We start from the raw sequence: 22,291 nt of genomic DNA, 5'->3' as shown, positions 1-22,291 counted from the left end.
TCCCCCCGGCGTCGCCGGCTGGTCAAGTGTCGGGGGCCGCGTCTACTGTCGGTTGCTGTGCTGGAAGAGCTGCGCATCACCGGACTGGGCGTCATCGAGGACACCACGCTGCCGTTGACCGGCGGGATGAACGTCATCACCGGCGAGACCGGTGCCGGCAAGACCATGGTGGTGACCGGCCTCGGCCTGCTCTTCGGTGGCCGGGCCGACGCCGGGCGGGTCCGGGCCCAGCCAGGCCGGGCGGTGGTCGAGGGGCGACTGCGCCTCGGCGGCCGGCTCGCCGACGCCGTGCACGCCCGGATCGTCGACGCCGGCGGCGAGCCCGACGAGGACGGCTCGCTGCTGTTGAGCCGCACGGTCACCGTCGAGGGCCGGTCCCGGGCCCACCTGGGCGGGCGGAGCATGCCGGTGTCGATGCTCGGCGAGGTCGGCGAGCAGGTGGTGGCGGTGCACGGCCAGTCCGACCAGCTGCGCCTGCTGCGTCCGGCCGAGCAGCGCGCCGCGCTGGACCGGTTCGCCGGGCCGGAGCACGAGAAGCTGCTCGACGCGCTGCGCGAGGCGTACGGCCGGTGGCGGCACGTGGTGGACGACCTGGCCGACCGCCGGCGCAACGCCCGCGCCCGCAACCAGGAGGCCGACCTGATGCGGCTGGGCCTGGACGAGATCACCCGGGTCGACCCGCAGCCCGGCGAGGACGACGAGCTCAAGGCTGAGGCGCAGCGGCTGGAGCACGCCGAAGGGCTGCGCACCGCGGCGCAGCTCGCCCACCAGTGCGTCGCCGGTGGCGCGGAGGCCGCCGACGAGACACCCGACGCCACGGCGCTGCTGGGCACGGCCCGGCGCACCCTGGAGGCGCAGGCCGGCACCGATCCGGCCCTCGGCGAGCTGGCGGGCCGGCTGGAGGAGGCGGCCACCCTGGTCGCCGACGTCTCCGCCGAGCTGTCGACGTACCTGGCGGCGCTGGACGCGGACCCGGCCCGGTTGCAGGTCATCTACGAGCGGCGGGCCGCGCTGCGCGCGCTGACCCGCAAGTACGCCGACGACGTCGACGGGGTCATCGCCTGGGCCGAGCGGGCCCGCACCCGACTGTCCGACCTGGACAGCTCCGACGAGCTGCTCGACGAGCTGGACCGCGAGGCCACCCGGCTCGCCGGCGAGGTGGCCGAGCTGGCCGGCCGGGTGTCCACGTCCCGCCAGGAGGCGGCGACCCGCTTCGCCGAGCAGGTCACCGTCGAGCTGGCCGGGCTGGCCATGCCGCACGCCCGGATCGACGTGGCGGTGGTCTCCCGGCCGGTGGGCCGGGCCGAGCCGAGCCTCACGGTCAACGGCGTCGAGGCCGGCATCGGCCCGGACGGCGCCGACGAGGTCGAGTTGCGGCTGCTGGCCCACCCGGGCGCGCCCTCGCTGCCGCTGCAGCGCGGCGCCTCCGGCGGCGAGCTGTCCCGGGTGATGCTCGCCATCGAGGTGGTCTTCGCCGGCTCCGGCGGCCCGCCCACGTTGGTCTTCGACGAGGTGGACGCCGGCGTCGGCGGCCAGGCGGCGGTGGAGATCGGCCGCCGGCTGGCCCGGCTGGCCCGCAGCCACCAGGTGCTGGTGGTCACCCACCTGCCACAGGTGGCCGCCTTCGCCGACCGGCACCTGGTGGTGGCGAAGGACACCGGGGGAGCGGTGACCACCAGTGGGGTCCGTGTGGTGGAGGACACCGAGCGGGCCCGGGAGCTGGCCCGGATGCTCGCGGGTTTGCCGGATTCCGACCTGGGTATCGCGCATGCGGAGGAACTCCTGGCGGTGGCGGCCAAGGAAAGGCGGCCCTGACCGTCGCTATTGTGAGCGCAAGCACACCGGCCTGCGCTCCGGTGTGCTTCCCTGGGTAGGCGGCCCTGCTCAGGCATGTCGCGACAGAAAAGCCTGCCTCACATGCCAGGATGGTCACGATGCGTCTACCCACGTTGCGCCGGACCCGGAACGCGGAACCGGGCTCAGTCCTCGGCACCGCACGTCTCGATCGTCGTACGAAACGGCTGGTCGGCCGGCTCCGCCCCGGTGACATCGCGGTGATCGACCACGTCGACCTGGACCGGGTGGCGGCCGACTCGCTGGTCGCCGTCGGCGTCGCCGCGGTGCTCAACGCCAAGCCGTCGGTCTCCGGGCGCTACCCCAACCTCGGCCCCGAGGTGCTGGTGGGTGCCGGCATCCCGCTCCTGGACGACCTGGGCGAGGGGGTGTTCGAGCGGATCCGCGAGGGCGACACGATCCGGATCGAGGGCAACACCGTCTACGTCGGCGACGAGCCGGTCGCCCACGGTGAGCTGCAGGACGCCGAGACGGTGGCCAAGGCGATGGCCGACGCCCGGGAGGGGCTGTCGGTCCAGCTCGAGGCGTTCGCCGCCAACACCATGGACTACCTGCGGCAGGAACGCGACCTGCTGCTCGACGGGGTGGGCGTACCGGACATCCAGACCCAGGTCCAGGGCCGGCACTGCCTGATCGTGGTCCGCGGCTACGACTACAAGGACGACCTGGACGTGCTGCGGCCGTACATCCGGGAGTTCAAGCCGGTGCTGATCGGCGTCGACGGCGGGGCGGACGCGCTGGTCGAGGCGGGGTACACCCCCGACATGATCATCGGCGACATGGACTCGGTCACCGACGACGTGCTGCGCTGCGGCGCCGAGGTGATCGTGCACGCGTACCCGGACGGGCGGGCGCCCGGCCTGGCCCGGGTCAACGGGCTCGGCGTGCCGGCGATCACCTTCCCCGCCGCCGCCACCAGCGAGGACCTCGCGATGCTGCTGGCCGACGAGAAGGGCGCCTCGCTGCTGGTCGCCGTCGGCACCCACGCCACGCTGGTGGAGTTCCTGGACAAGGGCCGCGGCGGCATGGCCTCGACCTTCCTCACCCGGCTCAAGGTCGGCGGCAAGCTGGTCGACGCCAAGGGCGTGAGCCGGCTCTACCGGCAGAGCATCTCGGGCTCCTCGCTGCTGCTGCTGGTCCTCTCGGCGGTCGCCGCGATGGCCTCCGCGGTGGCGGTCTCCACCGTCGGGAAGGCGTATTTGGGCGTGGTCTCGGAGTGGTGGGACAATTTCGTGTTCCAGCTCGGCCAGCTCTTCTAGCTCCCCGACCGATCAAGAGGCTGCAAGCGTGATCAACTTCCGGTACCACGTGGTGTCCCTGACCGCGGTCTTCCTGGCGTTGGCCATCGGCCTGGTGGTCGGCACGGCCGCCCTCAACGGCCCCGTGGCGGACTCGCTCAAGGAGAACGTCAACGCGCTGCGCAAGGACAACCAGCAGATGCGTCAGTCGGTCAACAACATGCAGAAGGAGCTTGAGCTCGAGGAGGACTTCGCCGCCCAACTGGCGCAGGTCGTCCTGCCGGGCAAGCTCACCGGCAAGCGGGTGCTGGTGCTGAGCCTGCCCACCGGCCGCGACCACACCGAGGGCGTGCTGAAGATGCTCGAACTCGCCGGGGCCGACGTGACCGGCCGGGTCGACCTGCAGGACAAGTTCATCAACCCGGACAACAACACCAACCTGATGGAGCTGGCGGTGACCGCCGCGCGGCCCACCGCGCCCGCCTCCGCGCTGCCGGGCAACGGCAACGGGGTGGAGACCTCCAGCGCCCTGCTGGCCAGCGTGCTGCTCGACCGGGCCCAGGGCACCCCCGCCGTGACCGACGCCGACCGCCGGGCGGTGCTCAACTCGTACTCCAACAACGGCTACCTGACCACCGAGCAGAAGGTGACCGGGTCGGCCGAGGCCGTCGTGCTGGTCAGCGGGCAGCCGTACGTGGACAAGGACTCCGCCAAGAAGGACGAGTCGGTGGTGAAGGTCGCCGAGCAGTTCGACCGGACCGGCTCGATCGTGGTCGGCGGCAACGGCTCGGCCGGCGGCAACCTGGTCGCGATCGTCCGCGGCGACCCGGTGCTCGCCCAGACCATCTCCACCGTCGACAACGCCAACACCGTGCAGGGCCAGCTGGTCACCAGCCTCGCCCTGGTGCAGCAGCTCACCGAAAAGAAGGCCGGCCAGTACGGCGTCGGCGACAACGCCGCGTCCCTGCTGCCTAGACTGCCCCAGTGAGCGAACGACGTACCCCGGTGACCGGAGTCCACCCGAGCGTCGCATCCGGCAGGGCCGCGTGAACGGGCTGGGGCGGCTGCTGGCCGCCGCCGTCGGCGCCGCGACCGCCCGGTACGCGCTGCGCGAGATCCGTACCGCCCCGCCCGCCCCGGCGCTGGAGCGGACCAACTTCCGCGGCCGTACCGTCACCCTGGCGGCCGGCCCGGCCCTCGCGGTCGGCGCGGCGGGTGCCGGCGCGTTCGGCGCCACCAGCGTCCCCGCCGGCGCGGCGGCGCTGGTCGCCGGCCTCGGCGCCGGCGCGGTCGGGCTCTACGACGACGTGGTGGGCGGGCGGCCCGAGCAGAAGACCGCGAAGGGCTTCACCGGCCACCTGGCCGCGCTGCGCGAGGGCCGGGTCACCGCCGGCACGATCAAGGTGCTCGGGGTGGGCGCCGCCGGGCTCGGCGCGGCCGTCCTGCTCGCCGCCGACCCCCGGGTCGCCGCCCGGCGGGCGGGCCAGCGCCCCCTCGCCCGCGCGGTCGACGTGCTCCTCGGCGCCGGGGTGGTGGCCGGCACCGCCAACCTGCTCAACCTGCTCGACCTGCGACCCGGCCGGGCCCTCAAGTCCGGCCTGCTGCTCGGCGCCCCGCTGACCCGGGGCCCGCACGGCGGTATCGCCGCCGGAGCGGTCGGCGCGGCCGGCGGGTTGCTCGGCGAGGACCTCGACGAGCGGGTGATGGTCGGCGACAGCGGCGCCAACGCCCTCGGCGCGGTGCTCGGCGTGGCGCTGGCCGCCCGGACCGGGCCGGTCGGGCGGGCCGGGATCCTGGCCGTGCTCGCCGGGCTCACCGCGGCCAGCGAGAAGGTCAGCTTCACGGCTGTCATCCAGCGCACCCCCGGCCTGCGCGAACTCGACGCCCTGGGTCGGCGATCCGGCTGACGTGACCAGACCGGCACCCCTCGCCGGCGCCGGCCGTGTGGCCGGAGCGGCCGCCCTCATCGCCGTCCTCACCGTGGTCAGCCGCCTGGCCGGCTTCGGTCGTACCGCCGTGTTCACCTGGACGCTGGCCCCGACCGACCTCGGCGGCGCGTACGTGGTGGCCAACGCCGTACCCAACTTCATCTTCGAGATCGTCGCCGGCGGGGCGCTGGCCAGCCTGGTCGTACCGCTGCTGGCCGGCGCGGTCGCGGCCGGCGACCGGCGGGCGGTGGCCGCCACCACCGGCGCGCTGCTCACCTGGACGGTCACTCTGCTGGTGCCCCTCGCGGTGCTGGTCGCGCTGGCCGCCGGGCCGATCGTCGGCCTGCTCGGCGACGGCCTCAGCGTCGCCCAGCAGCACAGCGGCGAGCGGATGCTGCGGCTGTTCGCGCCGCAGCTGCCGCTCTACGGCATCGGCATCGTGCTGACCGGGGTGCTCCAGGCGCACCGGCGGTTCGCCTGGCCGGTGATCGCTCCGCTGCTCAGCAGCGTCACCGTGATCACGGTCTACCTCGCCTTCACCGCCACCGAGGGGCGGCTGGCCACGGTCGCCGAGGTCAGCGGCGCGGGGGAGTTGATCCTGGCCGGTGGTACCACCGCCGGGGTGGTGGTGCTGTCGCTGTCGCTGCTGGTCCCGCTGCGCCGGCTCGACCTGCGGCTGCGACCCGGGTACGGCTTCCCGGCCGACGCCCGGGCCCGGGTCGGCGGGCTGGCGGTGGCCGGCGCGGTGACCGTCACCACTCAGCAGATCGCGCTGATCGTCAGCCTCAACCAGGTCACCTACGGCGCGGCGACCAACCCCGGCGTGTACAACCTCGCGCAGACCGTCTACCTGCTGCCCTGGGCGGTGCTCGCCGTGCCGCTGGCGGTCGCCGCGTACCCGACGCTGGCCGCGGCCCGGGCCGCCGCCGACGAGGACGCCTACCGGCGGACCCTCGCCCCCGCCGTGCGCGGCGTGCTGATCTTCAGCAGCCTCGGCGCCGCCGCCCTGGTGGGTGTGGCGACGCCCATCGGGTACTTCTTCTTCCCGGCGCAGACCGCGCCGGCCGCCGCCGCCGCGATCGCCGGTTTCGCCCCCGGACTGCTCGGCTACGGCCTTTTCGCGGTACTCACCCGCGCCCTCTACGCCCGGGGCGAGACCCGGACGGCGACCTGGGCCACCGCGCTCGGCTGGCTGTCGGTGCCGGCCGCCGCGCTGGTGCTGGGGGCGGCGCTGCCGCTGCGCGACCGGGTGCTGGCGGTGACCCTGGCCAACTCGCTGGGGATGCTGCTCCTCGGCGGCCTGCTGCTGGCCGCGGTGGCCCGCTCGGCCGGCCGGGCGGCCCTGTCCGGCGCGGGTCGCGCCGCCACCGCCGGCGTGCTCGCCGCCGCGCTCGCCGCGCCCGCCGGCGCGCTCGCCGCCCGGTGGCTCGCCGACGTCGCCGACGGCACCCCGACGACACCGGAGGCACTCGTTCAGGGCATGCTGTCCGGGGCCGTGGTGGGCGTGGTGTTCCTCGGCGTGGTCTACCTGGCCGACCGGCCGGACGTCCGGCCGCTGCTCGCCGGCGTGGGCCGCCGGCTGCGCCCGCGCCGCCGCGGTCCGGGGCCCGGCCCGACGCAGGAGGGCGGCCGGCCGGAACGGGATGACGGGAAGGAGACGGTGTCCCGGTGAGCGCGAGGAGTGAGCCGGGTCTGCGAGCCCCGCAGTCGCGAACGGAAGATGTCGCGGTGAGCGCGAGGAGTGAGCCGGGTCTGCGAGCCCCGCAGTCGCGAACGGAAGGTGAGCACCGATGACCGACGCTTCCTCGGCGCCGCGCTCGCAGGGCACGGTCGTCCTGCTGCTCGCCTCCAGCACCGGCGGGGTCGGGCAGCATGTCCGCTCGGTGGCCCGCGGCCTCACCGAGGCCGGCGTCCCCGTGCTGGTGTGCGGGCCCGCCGCCACCCAGGACCAGTTCGACTTCACCGCCGTCGGGGCCCGCTTCGCCCCGGTGGAGATCAAGGCCAGCCCCACCCCGGGCGACGCGCGCGCCGTGTCCGCGCTGCGCCGGACACTGGCCGCCGAGACGGTACGGGTCGTGCACGCCCACGGGCTGCGCGCCGGTCTGGTCGCCACGCTTGCCCGGCCGGCCGCGCCGGTCGTGGTCACCTGGCACAACGCGGTGCTCGCCGGCGGGGTGCGCGGTCAGCTCTCCCGACTGGCCGAGCGGGTTGTGGCCCGCTCCGCCCGGGTCGCGCTCGGCGCCTCGGCCGACCTGGTCGAGCGGGCCGCCGCGCTGGGCGCCACCGACGCCCGGCTCGCCCCGGTCGCCGCACCCACCCTGCCCGCCCCGCGCCGCCGGCGCGCCGCCGTACGCGCCGAGTTCGGCGTCGTACCGGGCCAGCCGCTGGTGCTCTCCGTCGGCCGGCTGCACCCGCAGAAGCGGTACGACGTGCTGGTCGACGCCGCGGCCCGCTGGCGTACCCGGACTCCACCGCCGGCCGTCGTGATCGCCGGCAGCGGACCGGCGTACCTGCAACTGGCCGCCCGGATCTCCGCCGCCCGGGCGCCGGTGACCCTGCTCGGCCACCGCACCGACGTGGCGGACCTGCTCGCCGGCGCGGACCTGGCGGTGGTCACCAGCGACTGGGAGGCCCGGCAGTTGTTCGCGCAGGAGGCGCTGCGGGCCGGCGTACCGCTGGTGGCGACCGCCGTGGGCGGCCTGCCGGAACTGGTCGGCGACGCCGCGGTGCTGGTGCCGGCGGGAGACGTCGACGCGGTCGACGCGGCGGTGCGCGCGCTGCTGGACGACGAGAGCCTCCGCGCCGACCTCGCCCGGCGCGGCGCCGCCCGCGCCGCGACCTGGCCCACCGAGGAGGACACCGTCGGCGCGCTGCTCGACCTCTACGCCGAGCTCGGTCCCGACCCCGCCGGGCCGGCCGCGCCCGGCGCGGACACCCCCTCGACGGGACGCCGCTGATGCTGCGCAGACTCACCCCGGTCCTGCTCACCCTGCTCGTGGTGGTGCTCGGCGTGACCGCCCTGGCGGCCCGCCCGGAGACCGGCGCGCCCCGGCGCACCGCCGACTTCGTGGTGCTCGCCGGCGTGGCCGGGCTGCGCTGGGACGACGTCGACCCGCAGACCACCCCGACGCTGTGGCGGATGGCCCAGCAGGGCTCGATCGGCTCGCTGTCCACCCGCTCCGCGCACCGCCCCACCTGCCCGGTGGACGGGTGGCTCACCCTCGGCGCGGGCAGCTACGCGGCCTGGAACGGCAGCCGGCAGCAGGGCGCCTGCCCGCCGGTCGGCGTGACGATCGAGCAACCGGACCGGATCGGCGCGAACCTGCCCGACCAGGAGAGCGTCGTCCTGCACAACCAGGAACGGCTGCCCTGGGGGGCGGTGCCGGGCTCGCTGTCGGAGTCGGTGCGCTGCTCGGTGGCGATCGGCCCCGGCGCCGCCGTCGCCGCGGCCCGCCCCTTCGGCCGGGTCGACCGGTACGCGCCGAAGCTGCCCGACGACCCCGCCGGCCTGCTCGGCTCCTGCGTGCTGAGCATCGTCGACCTGGGCACGGTGGCCGGCGACGACCCGGCGACCCGGGCCGCCGAGGCCCGCCGGGTCGACGCGGCGCTGGCCACGGTGCTCGCCGCCCGGCCGCCCCGCTCGCTGGTGATGGTGGCCGGGGTCTCCGACACCGAGACGCCGTCCCGGCTGCACGTGGCCGTCGCCGACGGCCCGGGCTGGGAGGGCGGCCTGCTCACCTCCGCCAGCACCGGCCGGGAGGGCTACCTGCAACTGGTCGACCTGGCCCCCACCGCGCTCGCCGCGCTCGGCCGGCCGATGCCCGAGCAGCTCTTCCTCGGCCGCCCGGCCATCCGCGTCGACGGCCGCCCGGACGACCTGGCCACCGCGATCGCCGCCCCGGCGGACGCCGACCGGGAGGCCGGCGCCCAGCGGAGGGTGGCCGGCTGGTTCTTCGCCCTGCTCGCCCTGGTGCAGGTGGCGCTCTTCGTGACCGTGCTGCCGCTGCTGCGCCGGGCCCGCCGGCTCGCCGGCCCGCACGGCCCGCCGCCGGTCTCCCGCCGGGTGGTGGCGACCGTGGAGCTGCTGCTCATCGCCGCCGCGCTGGCGGTGCCGGCCGCGCTGCTCGCCGACGCGGTGCCCTGGTGGCGGGTGGACCACGCCGGCTGGTGGTTCGCGCTGGTGACCGTGGCCCTGATCGTCGCGGCCACCGCCCTGGTGCGCTTCGCACCCGGCCACGACCGCACCCTCGGCCCGCTCGGCGCGGTCGCCGGGCTGGCCTCCCTGGTGGTCGGCGCGGACGTGCTCAGCGGGGCCCGGTTGCAGCTCAACGGCGTGGTCGGCTACTCGGCGCTGGAGGGCGGCCGGTTCTCCGGGCTGGGCACGGTGGGCCTCGGGGTGTTCCTCGCCGGCGCGCTGCTCAGCGCCGGTTGGCTCGCCCAGCGGTTCCGCCGGGCGTGGCGGCCGATGGTGGTGGTGACGGTCGGCGGGACGGCCGTGGTGGTCGTCGGCAGCCCGTACCTCGGCTCCGACCCGATCGGCGCGGTCGCGCTGACCGCCGGGGTGGCGGTCGCCGCGGCGATCTCCACCGGCGGCTGGCTCACCGTCAGCCGGCTGGTCTGGGCCGCCATGGCGGGCCTGGCGGTGACCATCGGGTACGCCGTGGTGGACCTGCGCCGGCCGGCGGAGGAGCGGGGCAGCCTCGGGCGGTTCCTCGCCGCCCTCGGCGACGGCACCGGCGGGTTGACGGTGCACCGCTCCAGCACCGCCAACTTCGAGACCCTGGTGAACAGCCCGCTGACCCTGCTCGCCGTGGTCGGCGCCCTGCTGGTCTGGTTCGCCCTGCTCCAGCCCTGGGGCGGGCTGATGCGGCTGTTCGGCATCTACCCGGCGATCCGGGCGGCGATGGCCGGTACCGCCGTGGCGGCGGTGATCGGCGGGCTGCTCGGCGGCTCGGCCCTGGACGTGGCCGGGGCGGCCGCCGCGCTGGTGGTGCCGATGGCGGCGCTGGCCTCGCTGCGGGTGCTCGACCACTCCACCGACCGCACCCAGCCGGGCGCCGGCCGGCAGCGCGGCGACGGGCCGGCGGGCCCGCCCGCCGGTGACGCGCCGGACGGCGGACCGGGCGGGGGCAGCACCACCACGGCCGACGAGCACCCACGCGCCGACCGCCCGCTGCCCGACGGCGCGGGTACCCGGGACGCTGCCCCGGCCGACGGCGCGGCCCCGGCCGACGGCGCGGCCCCGGCCGACGGCGCGGCCCCGGCCGACGGCGCGGCCCCGGCCGACGGCGCGGCCCCGGCCGACGGCGCGGCCCCGGCCGACGGCGCGGCCCCGGCCGACGGCGCGGCCCCGGCCGACGGCGCGGCCCCGGCCGACGGCGCGGCCCCGGCCGACGGCGCCGCCCCGGCCGACGACGAGGGCGGCTCCGGCGACCGGAGTACGGCGGCCGGCGACACCGCCGGCACCGCCGACAGCGAGGCCGGTGACGACGACGGCGACGGCGACGGTGGTGTACGGAGCGCGGGGGAGCGGGCGGCGGGAGCGGGCGGTGCCCCCGGTGCCGGCGTGCCCGCCGCGCGGGCCGGGGAGTCGGCCACCCCGACATCGACCGAGGTCACGACGGGTTGACCCATTGCGGGCTCCGACGCGGGCCGGGGTGGGTGCGACGCCCGCCCCGGGCCGGAGAGGTGTTACCGTGGAATCCCGTGGATCGCGTGATCACTTTGCTGATCGGCACGGCGGTTCGCACGACCGCTACGGACGACACGGGAGCAGGCCTTGGCCCCTTCAGCACGGACGACCAGGCACATTTTCGTCACCGGGGGCGTCGCCTCCTCGCTGGGTAAGGGCCTCACCGCCTCCAGCCTCGGCAATCTGCTCACCGCGCGCGGGCTGCGCGTGGTGATGCAGAAGCTCGACCCGTACCTCAACGTCGACCCGGGGACGATGAACCCGTTCCAGCACGGTGAGGTCTTCATCACCGAGGACGGCGCCGAGACCGACCTCGACGTCGGGCACTACGAGCGCTTCCTCGACCGGGACCTGTCCGGCAAGGCGAACGTCACCACCGGCCAGATCTACTCGGACGTGATCGCCAAGGAGCGGCGCGGCGAGTACCTGGGCGACACGGTCCAGGTGATCCCGCACATCACCAACGAGATCAAGTCCCGGATCCTCGGCATGGCCGACCCGGACGGCGAGGGCCAGATCCCGGACGTGGTGATCACCGAGGTGGGCGGCACCGTCGGCGACATCGAGTCGTTGCCGTTCCTGGAGGCGATCCGCCAGGTCCGCCACGACCTGGGCCGGGACAACTGCTTCTACCTGCACGTCTCGCTGGTGCCGTACCTGGCGCCCTCGGGCGAGCTGAAGACGAAGCCGACCCAGCACTCGGTGGCCCAGCTGCGCAACATCGGCATCCAGCCCGACGCGATCGTGCTGCGCTGCGACCGGGAGATCCCGGAGAAGCTCAAGGAGAAGCTCTCGCTCTACTGCGACGTGGACCGGGAGGCGGTCGTCGCCGCCCCGGACGCGCCGAGCATCTACGACATCCCGAAGGTGCTGCACCGCGAGGGCCTCGACGCGTACGTGGTGCGCCGGCTCGGCCTCTCCTTCCGCGACGTCGACTGGGCCAGCTGGGACGACCTGCTGGACCGGGTGCACCAGCCGCACCACACGGTGACCGTCGCGGTGGTCGGCAAGTACGTCGACCTGCCCGACGCGTACCTGTCGGTGAGCGAGGCGATCCGGGCCGCCGGCTTCGGCCACCGGGCCCGGGTGCAGCTGCGCTGGGTGCCCAGCGACGACTGCGTCACTCCGGCCGGCGCCGCGGCGGCGCTGGCCGGCGCGGACGGCATCGTCATCCCGGGCGGCTTCGGCGTGCGCGGCATCGAGGGCAAGATCGGCACCGCCCGGTACGCCCGCGAGAACGGCATCCCGCTGCTCGGCCTCTGCCTCGGCCTGCAGTGCATGACCATCGAGGTGGCCCGTCACCTGGCCGGCCTGGACGGCGCCAACTCGCTGGAGTTCGACGAGGAGGCCACGCACCCGGTCATCGCCACCATGGCCGACCAGGAGGACATCGTCGCCGGCAAGGGCGACCTGGGCGGCACCATGCGGCTCGGGGCGTACCCGGCGACGCTGGCCGAGGGCTCGCTCGTCGCCGAGGCGTACGGCAGCACCGAGGTCAGCGAGCGGCACCGGCACCGCTACGAGGTGAACAACGCCTACCGCGACCAGCTCACCAAGGCCGGCCTGCACATCTCCGGCACCTCGCCGGACGGCCGGCTGGTCGAGTTCATCGAGCTGGACCGCGGCCTGCACCCGTTCTTCGTGGCCACCCAGGCGCACCCGGAGGTGAAGAGCCGCCCGACCCGCCCGCACCCGCTCTTCGCGGCGTTCGTGAAGGCGGCCGTGGCGTACTCGGAGGCCGACCAGTTGCCGGTGGACCTGGACGCGATGGCGGAGGCCCCGACGGCGAAGAAGGCCTCCCGCAACGGCGCCACGGCGAAGGCGGCGTCCGCCTCGTGAGCGCCGTCGAGCACCGCTACGAGCTGCGGGACCGGCAGGAGCGCTTCCAGGGTCGGATCTTCTCGGTGGTCACCGACGAGGTGACCATGCCGGGCGGCGACACCGCGAAGCGGGACTACGTCCGGCACGTCGGCGCGGTCGCCGTGGTGGCCCTCGACGACGCCGGCCAGGTGGTGCTCGTCCGGCAGTACCGGCAGCCGGTGGGGCGGCACCTCTGGGAGCTGCCCGCCGGGCTGATGGACGTCGACGGTGAGCCGCTGCCCGCCGCCGCCGCCCGCGAGCTGGCCGAGGAGGCCGACCTGACCGCCGGCACGCTCGACCTGCTGGTCGACGTGCACACCTCGCCGGGCTTCTCCGACGAGGTGGTCCGGGTCTTCCTCGCCCGTGACCTCGCCGACGTACCGGCCGAGGCGCGGCACGAGCGCCGCGACGAGGAGGCCGACATCCAGATCGTCCGGCTCGACCTGGACGAGGCGGTCGGCATGGTGCTCGCCGGGGAGATCACCAACGGTCCGTGCGTGGCCGGGCTGCTCGCCGCCGCCCGGGCCCGCGACGCCGGCTGGTCGGTGCTGCGCCGGGCCGACGCCCCGCTGCCCCACTGAACGGGTACGCCCCGAAGGGCCGCGCGGTTCGCCGCGCGGCCCTTCCGCATCTCTGGCCCCCTCCTGCCGCTCTCTCCATCACATGGCCCGCTCCAGCTGTCTGCGCCCCGCTTTGCGGCGTGTCGCGGCGTCCGTCCGCCGGGACACCGCGACACGCCGCAGAGCGGGGCGGTGGTGGCCCTCGGTCGGCCCCTCGGATCGCCGGCGTCCGGTTCGGGGGTGACCGGTGCGACGGGTGCCGGGGCGCAGCCCGGCGGGCACCGAGCGCGGCGGGGCGGACACCCGGCGTGTCGCCTGCGGGTTCCGCCCGGCGGTACCCGTCGCGCGGTGCGACGATGAGGGCGAACGCCGAGCGGGGAGCGGGCCCGCACGCCTGACACATCGTCAGGCGGATCGGGCACCGGATGTCACTGTGCTGGGCCCCGGAGGGTGCTCCCGCGCCTAGACTGCCGCCGGCGGGACCGGTCGACCGCGCCGGCAATGGGGCCGGCGCGGGGCCGAGCAGTCGGGGGTGAGCTGCCCCGAAGAGAGGTGTCTGCATCGTGAAGGTCGGAATCCCACGCGAGGTCAAGAACCACGAGTACCGCGTGGCGATCACGCCGGCGGGCGTCAACGAGTTCACCCGCCACGGTCACGAGGTCTTCGTCGAGTCCGGCGCCGGTGTCGGGTCGACCATCAGCGACGACGAGTTCGCCGCGGCCGGCGCCAAGATCCTGGGCACCGCCGACGAGGTGTGGGACACCGCGGAGCTGGTGCTCAAGGTCAAGGAGCCGGTCGCGGAGGAGTACCACCGCATGCGCGAGGGGCAGGTGCTCTTCACCTACCTGCACCTGGCCGCCTCCAAGGAGTGCACCGACGCGCTGGTCGACCGGAAGGTCACCGGCATCGCGTACGAGACCGTCGAGCTGCCCGACCGGTCGCTGCCGCTGCTCGCCCCGATGTCCGAGGTGGCCGGCCGGCTCGCCCCGCAGGTCGGCGCCTTCTACATGATGCGCACCGGCGGTGGCCGGGGCGTGCTCCCCGGCGGCGTCTCCGGCGTGTACGCGGCCAAGACCGTGGTCATCGGCGCCGGTGTCTCCGGCCTGAACGCCGCCGCGATCGCCCTGGGCCTGCAGTCCGAGGTGCTGCTGCTGGACAAGAACGTCGCCCGGCTGCGCCAGGCCGACGCCATCTACCGCGGCCACCTGCAGACCGTCGCCTCCAACGCGTACGAGATCGAGCGGGCCGTGCTCGACGCGGACCTGGTCATCGGCGCGGTCCTCGTCCCGGGCGCGAAGGCCCCGAAGCTGATCTCCAACGAGCTGGTCTCCCGGATGAAGCCGGGCAGCGTGCTCGTCGACATCGCCATCGACCAGGGCGGCTGCTTCGAGGACTCGCGTCCCACCACGCACGCCGACCCGGTCTACAAGGTGCACGAGTCGATCTTCTACTGCGTGGCGAACATGCCCGGCGCGGTGCCGAACACCAGCACCTACGCGCTGACCAACGTCACCCTGCCGTACGCGCTGGAGCTGGCCAACCAGGGCTGGCGCGAGGCGCTGCGCCGCGACCCGGCCCTGGCGCTGGGCCTGAACACCCACGACGGCCAGGTCGTCTACGGCCCGGTCGCCGAGGCGCACGGCATGCCGACCCTGCCGCTGGCCGAGGTGCTGGCCTGACCGCTGCACCGGACACCGCCGGCGCGGGCGTCACGCCCGCGCCGGCCCTGCGCCGTGCCGTCCGCGGCTACCTCGACCACCTGACCGTCGAGCGTGGCCTCTCGGCGAACACGCTCTCGTCGTACCGTCGGGACCTGGAGCGGTATCTCGACACCCTCGCGGTCGCCGGGGTGACCGACCTGGCCGCCGTCGGCCCGGGGCAGGTCGAGGCGCACCTGGCCCGGCTGCGGGCCGGGGACGACGGCCACCCGCCGCTGGCGGTCTCCTCGGCGGCCCGGGCGGCCTCCGCCGTGCGCGGGCTGCACCGCTTCGCGCTGCGCGAGGGGCTGGCCGGCGCCGACCCCAGCCGGGACGTCCGGCCGCCCACGCCGCCCCGCCGGCTGCCCCGGGCGCTGCCGGTCGACGACGTGGTCCGGCTGCTGGAGACCGCCGGCGCGGTGACCGCCGCCGGCGACGGCGCCGCCCTCGCGCTGCGCGACCGGGCGCTGCTGGAGTTCCTGTACGGCACCGGCGCGCGGATCTCCGAGGCGGTCGGCGCGGCCGTGGACGACCTCGACGTCGACGAGGGCACCGCGCTGCTGCGCGGCAAGGGCGGGCGCACCCGCGTGGTCCCGATCGGCGGGTACGCCGTCGAGGCGCTGCGCGCCTGGCTGGTGCGGGCCCGGCCCGCGCTGGTCGCGGCCGGCCGGGGCACCCCGGCGGTCTTCGTCAACGCCCGCGGCGGCGCGCTGACCCGGCAGGGCGCCTGGACGATCCTGCGCCGCGCGGCCGAGCGCGCCGGGCTGCCGGTGGACGGGCCCAACGCGGTCTCCCCGCACACCCTGCGCCACTCGTACGCCACCCACCTGCTCGACGGCGGCGCCGACGTGCGGGTGGTGCAGGAACTGCTCGGCCACGCCTCGGTGACCACCACCCAGGTGTACACGTTGGTCACCGTGGAGCGGCTGCGCGAGGTGTACGCCACCGCGCATCCCCGCGCCCGCGGCTGACCCGGGCGCCACGGGTCGGTCGGGCGGGACGTCCGACACGCCGGACCGGTACCGAACGCGCTGCTGGTGAGTGGCGTACAGTCGGCATCGGCGCGGACCTCCTGGGGCGACATCCGGGGTGCGCAGCGGCGCCGCGCAGGACGTCGGACGGCTCCGACGCCGGGTGGTCGTCGGGAGGGGGCAACGAGGACATGGCTGGCAACGGTGACCGTGCCGACGCCTGGACGTCGGAGCTCCGCGAGCAGCAGGCGTCGCTCGGCGCGGACCTGGGTCCGGCGGACCCGGCCGCTTACACGATGCGCAAGCCGATCCCCGAGCCGATGCCGACCGACCGGCACGGGCCGGCGCGGATCATCGCGATGGCCAACCAGAAGGGTGGCGTCGGGAAGACCACGACGACCATCAACCTGGGCGCCGCCCTCGCCGAGTACGGCCGCAAGGTGCTGCTGGTCGACTTCGACCCGCAGGGCGCCCTCTCGGTCGGCCTCGGGGTCAACCCGCACAACCTCGACCTGTCGGTCTACAACCTGCTCATGCAGGACGACGTCACCGCCGAGGACGTCCTGATCAAGACCGACGTCGCCGGGCTGCACCTGCTGCCCGCCAACATCGACCTCTCCGCCGCGGAGATCCAGCTGGTCAACGAGGTCGCCCGGGAGATGGCCCTGGCCCGGGTGCTGCGGACCGTCCGCAAGGAGTACGACTACATCCTGATCGACTGCCAGCCCTCGCTGGGCCTGCTGGCGATCAACGCGCTCACCGTGGCGCACGGCGTGCTCATCCCGCTGGAGTGCGAGTTCTTCAGCCTGCGCGGGGTGGCGCTGCTGCTCGACACCATCGACAAGGTGCGCGAGCGGCTCAACTTCGACCTGGAGCTCGAAGGCATCCTCGCCACCATGTACGACAGCCGCACCACCCACTGTCGGCAGGTGCTCCAGCGGGTGGTCGAGGCGTTCGGCGACAAGGTCTACCAGACGGTCATCACCAAGACGGTGAAGTTCCCGGAGTCCACGGTGGCCGGTGCGCCGATCACCACCCTCGACCCGGCCTCCTCCGGAGCGCGCAACTACCGGCAGCTGGCCCGTGAGGTGATCGCCGCCCAGGCCGACCGGTAGGTCGGGGTGCACCTTGCCGCCGGTGGCCCCGGGGCGTGGACTACGGTCGTCCGGTGACCGCGCCACCCCTGGATCCGCCGACGACCCCGGAGCAGCCCCCCGTGCTGGCTGCCGAGGCCGCCGCCGAGGTGGCCACCGACCCCGCCGGCGTGCCGCAGGCCGCGGAGAGCGCCGGCTTCACCGTCCGGCTGGCGAACTTCACCGGCCCGTTCGACCTGCTGCTGCAACTGATCGGCAAGCACAAGCTCGACGTCACCGAGGTGGCCCTGCACAAGGTCACCGACGAGTTCATCGCGTACATCCGGGCGATGGGCGACCAGTGGGACCTGGACGAGGCGAGCGAGTTCCTGCTCATCGCGGCCACCCTGCTCGACCTGAAGGCGGCCCGGCTGCTGCCCGCCGCCGAGGTCGAGGACGAGGAGGACCTGGCCCTGCTGGAGGCGCGGGACCTGCTCTTCGCCCGGCTGTTGCAGTACAAGGCGTACAAGGAGGCGGCGGCGCACATCGCCGAGCTGGAGGCGGTGGGCGGCCGGCGCTACCCGCGGGCGGTCACCCTGGAGCCCCGGTACGCCGAGGCGCTGCCTGACCTGGTCCTCGGCATCGGCCCGGAGCGGCTGCTCAAGCTCGCGATCCGGGCGATGACCCCGAAGCCCACGCCCGAGGTCTCCATCGCGCACGTGCACATGGTGCGGGTCAGCGTCCGGGAGCACGCGGCGATCCTCACCGAGCGGCTGCGCCGCGCCGGCACCGCCACCTTCTCGCTGCTCTGCGCCGACTGCGAGATCACCCTGGAGGTGGTGGCCCGCTTCCTGGCGCTGCTGGAGCTGTACCGGGAGGGGCTGGTCTCCTTCGTGCAGGACCAGGCCCTGGAGGAGCTGACGGTGCGCTGGACCGGCCCCGCCGACGGGGACACCGAACTGCACATCGACGAGTACGCCGGCTCGGCGGAAGCGGCGGAAACCGACGGCGCTGCGGCGAGCGCGCCGGTCGAGCCGACGGACGGGGACACCACGGGTACGACGGAGGAGCGAGCGGGATGAGCGACGAGGAGCGCCGGGACTCCCTGGCCGACCAGGCGGCCGCCTGGATCCCACCCTGGGAGCGCCCCACCCCGCCCCGCGACGAGCCCGCCGAGCCGCCTGTCGAGGCGTCCGACGAGCCCGGCGAGGCGTCCGACGAGCCCATCGCGTCCGCGCCGGCCGCCGACCTCACCGAGGCTTCCGGACCGGCGGGCGACGCCGAGCCCACCGCCGCCTCCGCTCTGCCGGGCGACGCCGAGCCGCCTGCCGTCCCGGCGGCTCCGGAAGATGCCGAGCCGACCGCCGACCCCGCGCCGACCGCCGGCCCCGCGCCGGCGGGTGGCGCCGACGAGCCGGCGGGGGAGGGTGCGGCTGCCCGCGTACCCGGGAAACAGCCGGCGCCCCGACGGCGGGCGACCCCCGCGCCGGAGCCGGCGCTGGTGTTGGACGACGCGGAGCTGCGCGGCGCGCTGGAGGCCATCCTGCTGGTGGTGGACGAGCCGGTCAGCGAGTTGATCCTGGCGCAGGTGCTGGAGCAGCCCGCCGAGCGGGTCGGGCCGATGCTGGACGAGATCGCCGCCGGCTACACCGCCGCCGGGCACGGTTTCGAGCTGCGCCGGGCGGCCGGTGGCTGGCGTCTCTACACCCGCCCGGAATACGCGACCTACGTGGAACGGTTCGTACTGGACGGGCAGTCCGTACGGCTGACCCAGGCCGCGCTGGAGACGCTCGCGGTGATCGCCTACAAGCAGCCGGTCACCCGTTCGCGGATCTCGGCCATCCGGGGTGTGAACTGCGACGGGGTCATCCGTACGCTGGTCTCCCGCGGGCTGGTCGAGGAGTGCGGCACCGAACCGGACAGCGGGGCGTTCCTCTACCGGACCACCACGATGTTCCTGGAGAAACTGGGGCTGAACTCGGTGGACGACCTCCCCCCGCTCGCCCCGTTCCTCCCCGACGACGTAGAAGAGCTTGCCGATGCGACGCGATGACCGTGCCCCGAAGACCGACGCCCCCGTGTACGAGGGGACCGAGCGCCTGCAGAAGGTGCTCGCCGCCGCCGGCGTGGGCTCCCGACGCGCCTGCGAGGACCTGATCTTCCGGCGCCGGGTGACCGTGAACGGCCGGGTCGCCCAGCTGGGCGACAAGGTCGACCCCGCCACCGCCGTGATCCACGTCGACGGCGAGCGCCTCCAGGCCGACAACCGCCTGGTCTACGTGGCGATGAACAAGCCGCGCGGGGTGGTCACCACCATGGCGGACGAGAAGGGACGCAACGAGCTCGCCGACTTCATCGGCAACCGGGTGGAGCAGCGGGTCTACCACGTCGGGCGGCTCGACGCGGACAGCGAGGGGCTGCTGCTGCTCACCAACGACGGCACCCTCGCCCACAAGCTCATGCACCCGTCGTACGAGGTACTCAAGACCTACCTCGCCGAGGTGGCCGGGCCGATCCCGCGCAACCTCGGCAAGCGGCTGATGGCCGGGGTGGAGCTGGAGGACGGGCCGGTCAAGGTCGACTCGTTCAAGGTGGTGGACACCCTGGGCAAGACCGCCCAGGTGGAGCTCTCCCTGCACGAGGGGCGCAAGCACATCGTCCGGCGGTTGCTGGCCGAGGTCGGGCACCCGGTGTCCCGGCTGGTGCGTACCGCGATCGGGCCGATCCGGCTGGGTGACCTGCGTACCGGGCGGATCCGGCGGTTGACCAACGCCGAGGTCGCCGCCCTGTTCAAGGCCGTGGGTGACTGACCCGGCGAACCGGGTATCGGTGCCGGTAGGCTTCGTCGCGGCCGATGGGCCGGCGGGTGGCGTGGGTCGCCCCCGCCGGTGGCGCGCGCGGCCACCCGCGAGGCGCGGGCATGATTGACGATGGACATACCGCTCAACGGCGCCGGAGACACCGGCGACCCGCGAGGTACGGGCTATAGGAGGACAACGGTGGAGGAAAACGTACGGGCCGTGCGCTGCGTGGTCGCTGTGGACGGGCCGTCCGGTTCGGGTAAGTCCACCGTCTCGCGGCGGCTCGCCGCCGGCCTCGGTGCCCGCTACCTCGACACGGGGGCCATGTACCGGGCGATCACCTGGGCCGTGCTGCGCTCCGGGGTCGACCTGACCGACGTCGAGTCGGTGGCCAAGGTCGCCGGCGAGGTCGACCTGCGCATCGGCACCGACCCCCAGGGGTACGGCGTGACCGCCGACGGCGTGAACGTCGACAAGGAGATCCGTGGCCCCGAGGTGACCGCGGCGGTCTCCGCCGTGGCCGCCGTCCCGGCGGTGCGGGAACTGCTCGTCGCCCGGCAGCGCCAGATGATCACCAACGCCGGCCGGATCGTGGTCGAGGGCCGCGACATCGGCTCCGTGGTGGCCCCCGACGCCGACCTGAAGGTCTACCTGACCGCCTCCGAGTCGGCCCGCGCCCAGCGGCGCAGCGCCGAGGACGCGGTCGACGTCGCGGCGACCGCCGCCGACCTGGCCCGCCGGGACAAGCTCGACTCGACCCGCAAGGTCAACCCTCTGCAGCAGGCCCCGGACGCGGTGGTGCTGGACACCACCGAGCTGGGCATCGACGAGGTCGTCGCCCGACTGCGCGATCTCCTCACCGAACGGGGGGTGGCATGAGCGAGGACATCGGCGGCTGGGTGGAGCTGCGGGAGCCGGACCTCGACGTCGAGGAACCGTCCGGTCCGCAGCCGGTGGTGGCCGTGGTCGGCCGCCCCAACGTGGGTAAGTCGACGCTGGTCAACCGGATCATCGGCCGCCGCCAGGCGGTCGTGGAGGACGTTCCCGGGGTCACCCGGGACCGGGTGCCCTACGACGCGCAGTGGAGCGGCCGGGCGTTCACCGTGGTGGACACCGGCGGCTGGGAGCCGGACGCCAAGGACCGGGCCGCGGCGATCGCCGCGCAGGCCGAGACGGCCGTGGCCACCGCCGACGTGGTGCTCTTCGTGGTCGACGCGATGGTCGGCTCGACCGATGTGGACGAGGCCGCGGTGAAGATGCTGCGGCGCAGTGCGAAGCCGGTCATCCTGGTGGCGAACAAGACCGACAACACCGCCATCGAGATGGAGGCGACCTCGCTCTGGTCGCTCGGCCTCGGTGAGCCGTACCCGGTCTCCGCGCTGCACGGTCGGGGATCCGGCGAACTGCTCGACGCCATCATGGAGGCCCTGCCCGAGGCGCCGAAGATCATCGAGAACCGGCCCCGCGGCCCGCGCCGCGTGGCGCTCGTCGGCCGTCCCAACGTCGGCAAGTCCAGCCTGCTCAACCGGTTCTCCGGCGAGGAGCGGGCGGTCGTCGACGCGGTCGCCGGCACCACCGTCGACCCGGTCGACAGCCTGGTGGAGATCGGCGGCGACGTCTGGCAGCTGGTGGACACCGCGGGCCTGCGCAAGCGGGTCGGTAAGGCCAGCGGCACCGAGTACTACGCCAGCCTGCGCACCGCCTCGGCCATCGAGGCGGCCGAGGTGGCGGTGGTGCTGCTCGACGCCAGCGAGCCGATCAGCGAGCAGGACCAGCGGATCCTGTCCATGGTCACCGAGGCCGGGCGGGCCCTGGTCATCGCCTTCAACAAGTGGGACCTGGTCGACGCCGACCGCCGGTACTACCTGGACAAGGAGATCGACCGGGAGCTGCGCCGCATCCCCTGGGCGATCCGGCTGAACCTGTCCGCCCAGACCGGCCGCGCGGTGGACAAGCTCGCGCCGGCGCTGCGCAAGGCGCTGGCGAGCTGGGAGACCCGGGTGCCGACCGCGCAGCTCAACCAGTGGCTGACCGCGCTGGTCCAGGCCACCCCGCACCCGGTGCGCGGTGGTCGGGCGCCGAAGATCCTCTTCGCCACCCAGGCGGGGGTCGCGCCGCCGCGCTTCGTGCTCTTCACCACCGCGCCGCTGGACGCCGGCTACCAGCGCTTCGTCGAGCGCAAGCTGCGCGAGGAGTTCGGCTTCGAGGGCAGCCCGATCGAGATCTCGGTCCGCCCGCGCAAGAAGCTCGGCCCCGGCGGCCGCGGCAAGGCGCACGGCTGACCCGTACCGTCCCGATCGCCGGGTGGAGCCTCGTTGCTCCACCCGGCGCTCTCTTTCCTAGGACGCTCTAGGGGGAGTGGCGTGGGACGCCGCGACGCGGGAGGGGCCTGTGCGCGTGGTGCGAAGATCCTGCGCTAAGCTGTACCGGCTGCCGCGGGGGAGACCACGCGGGGGCATCGGGACGTGGCGCAGCTTGGTAGCGCACTTGACTGGGGGTCAAGGGGTCGTCGGTTCGAATCCGGCCGTCCCGACGCAGGTCAGAGGCCATCTGGAATCTTCCAGGTGGCCTTTTCTGATCTTGTACAGCAGCAAAGTACAGCAACGGCTCATTGGTC

The 22,291-nt window shown here is 74.6% G+C and carries 16 protein-coding genes, 1 tRNA gene and 1 pseudogene; all 18 read left to right on the top strand.

What is annotated here, in order from left to right:
* Window positions 1-57: 57 nt before the first annotated feature.
* Entirely contained in the window at window positions 58-1,815 is a 1,758-nt protein-coding gene (gene recN / locus FHX75_RS08780) for a DNA repair protein RecN (RefSeq protein WP_154937940.1), read from the top strand.
* Window positions 1,816-1,934: 119 nt separating this feature from the next.
* Window positions 1,935-3,113 carry a putative cytokinetic ring protein SteA gene (steA, locus tag FHX75_RS08775; protein ID WP_088962657.1) on the top strand — a complete coding sequence of 393 codons (1,179 nt, stop codon included), beginning with the start codon at window positions 1,935-1,937 and terminating at the stop codon, window positions 3,111-3,113.
* Window positions 3,114-3,141: 28 nt separating this feature from the next.
* Window positions 3,142-4,080: a copper transporter gene (locus tag FHX75_RS08770; protein ID WP_154937938.1), complete on the top strand. Its 939-nt coding sequence runs from the start codon at window positions 3,142-3,144 to the stop codon at window positions 4,078-4,080.
* Between the two features lie 58 nt (window positions 4,081-4,138).
* Entirely contained in the window at window positions 4,139-4,999 is an 861-nt protein-coding gene (locus FHX75_RS08765) for a hypothetical protein (protein ID WP_154937936.1), read from the top strand.
* 1 nt (window position 5,000) lies between these two features.
* Window positions 5,001-6,692, top strand: coding sequence for a murein biosynthesis integral membrane protein MurJ (murJ, locus tag FHX75_RS08760; protein ID WP_154937934.1), 1,692 nt, complete (start codon window positions 5,001-5,003; stop codon window positions 6,690-6,692).
* Window positions 6,693-6,810: 118 nt separating this feature from the next.
* Window positions 6,811-7,977, top strand: a complete 1,167-nt coding sequence (locus tag FHX75_RS08755; protein ID WP_154937932.1) for a glycosyltransferase family 4 protein — start codon at window positions 6,811-6,813, stop codon at window positions 7,975-7,977.
* Window positions 7,977-10,152 (top strand): annotated as a pseudogene (locus FHX75_RS08750) (hypothetical protein); the annotation flags it as partial. The gene FHX75_RS08755 and the pseudogene FHX75_RS08750, both read left to right, overlap by 1 nt.
* Window positions 10,153-10,799: 647 nt before the next feature.
* On the top strand, window positions 10,800-12,551 hold the full coding sequence (locus FHX75_RS08745) for a CTP synthase (RefSeq protein ID WP_154937930.1): 1,752 nt from the start codon (window positions 10,800-10,802) through the stop codon (window positions 12,549-12,551).
* The gene (locus FHX75_RS08740) at window positions 12,548-13,153 is read left to right on the top strand and encodes an NUDIX domain-containing protein (RefSeq protein ID WP_154937928.1); all 606 of its coding nucleotides are present in this window, start codon (window positions 12,548-12,550) and stop codon (window positions 13,151-13,153) included. Before FHX75_RS08745 ends, FHX75_RS08740 begins: the two co-directional genes overlap by 4 nt.
* A gap of 542 nt (window positions 13,154-13,695) precedes the next feature.
* Window positions 13,696-14,811, top strand: coding sequence for an alanine dehydrogenase (gene ald / locus FHX75_RS08735; RefSeq protein ID WP_154937926.1), 1,116 nt, complete (start codon window positions 13,696-13,698; stop codon window positions 14,809-14,811).
* Window positions 14,808-15,800 carry a site-specific tyrosine recombinase XerD gene (locus FHX75_RS08730; RefSeq protein WP_154938949.1) on the top strand — a complete coding sequence of 331 codons (993 nt, stop codon included), beginning with the start codon at window positions 14,808-14,810 and terminating at the stop codon, window positions 15,798-15,800. The genes ald and FHX75_RS08730 overlap by 4 nt, the downstream gene beginning before the upstream one ends.
* A 191-nt stretch (window positions 15,801-15,991) precedes the next feature.
* Window positions 15,992-16,915: a ParA family protein gene (locus FHX75_RS08725; RefSeq protein WP_154937924.1), complete on the top strand. Its 924-nt coding sequence runs from the start codon at window positions 15,992-15,994 to the stop codon at window positions 16,913-16,915.
* A 53-nt stretch (window positions 16,916-16,968) separates the two neighbouring features.
* On the top strand, window positions 16,969-17,955 hold the full coding sequence (locus FHX75_RS08720; protein ID WP_154937922.1) for a segregation and condensation protein A: 987 nt from the start codon (window positions 16,969-16,971) through the stop codon (window positions 17,953-17,955).
* A complete protein-coding gene (scpB, locus tag FHX75_RS08715; RefSeq protein ID WP_154937920.1) occupies window positions 17,952-18,926 on the top strand; it encodes an SMC-Scp complex subunit ScpB in 975 nt (324 codons plus the stop codon). The genes FHX75_RS08720 and scpB overlap by 4 nt, the downstream gene beginning before the upstream one ends.
* Entirely contained in the window at window positions 18,913-19,683 is a 771-nt protein-coding gene (locus FHX75_RS08710) for a pseudouridine synthase (RefSeq protein WP_154937918.1), read from the top strand. Before scpB ends, FHX75_RS08710 begins: the two co-directional genes overlap by 14 nt.
* Window positions 19,684-19,872: 189 nt before the next feature.
* A complete protein-coding gene (gene cmk / locus FHX75_RS08705) occupies window positions 19,873-20,553 on the top strand; it encodes a (d)CMP kinase (RefSeq protein ID WP_154937916.1) in 681 nt (226 codons plus the stop codon).
* Window positions 20,550-21,956 carry a ribosome biogenesis GTPase Der gene (gene der / locus FHX75_RS08700; protein WP_154937914.1) on the top strand — a complete coding sequence of 469 codons (1,407 nt, stop codon included), beginning with the start codon at window positions 20,550-20,552 and terminating at the stop codon, window positions 21,954-21,956. Before cmk ends, der begins: the two co-directional genes overlap by 4 nt.
* Window positions 21,957-22,133: 177 nt before the next feature.
* Window positions 22,134-22,207, top strand: a tRNA-Pro gene (locus FHX75_RS08695).
* The last annotated feature ends 84 nt before the right edge of the window (window positions 22,208-22,291 follow it).

It is taken from the genome of Micromonospora palomenae (assembly GCF_007829925.1).
GTDB lineage: Bacteria > Actinomycetota > Actinomycetes > Mycobacteriales > Micromonosporaceae > Micromonospora > Micromonospora purpureochromogenes.
This window is presented reverse-complemented; position numbering and strand designations above follow the sequence as displayed.

What these genes read in the sequence shown, in the direction of transcription:
- steA (WP_088962657.1), top strand. Translation starts at nt 1,935, where the DNA reads ATGCGTCTACCCACGTTGCGCCGGACCCGGAACGCGGAACCGGGCTCA.
- FHX75_RS08755 (WP_154937932.1), top strand. Translation starts at nt 6,811, where the DNA reads ATGACCGACGCTTCCTCGGCGCCGCGCTCGCAGGGCACGGTCGTCCTG.
- FHX75_RS08725 (WP_154937924.1), top strand. Translation starts at nt 15,992, where the DNA reads ATGGCTGGCAACGGTGACCGTGCCGACGCCTGGACGTCGGAGCTCCGC.
- scpB (WP_154937920.1), top strand. Translation starts at nt 17,952, where the DNA reads ATGAGCGACGAGGAGCGCCGGGACTCCCTGGCCGACCAGGCGGCCGCC.
- FHX75_RS08710 (WP_154937918.1), top strand. Translation starts at nt 18,913, where the DNA reads ATGCGACGCGATGACCGTGCCCCGAAGACCGACGCCCCCGTGTACGAG.
- der (WP_154937914.1), top strand. Translation starts at nt 20,550, where the DNA reads ATGAGCGAGGACATCGGCGGCTGGGTGGAGCTGCGGGAGCCGGACCTC.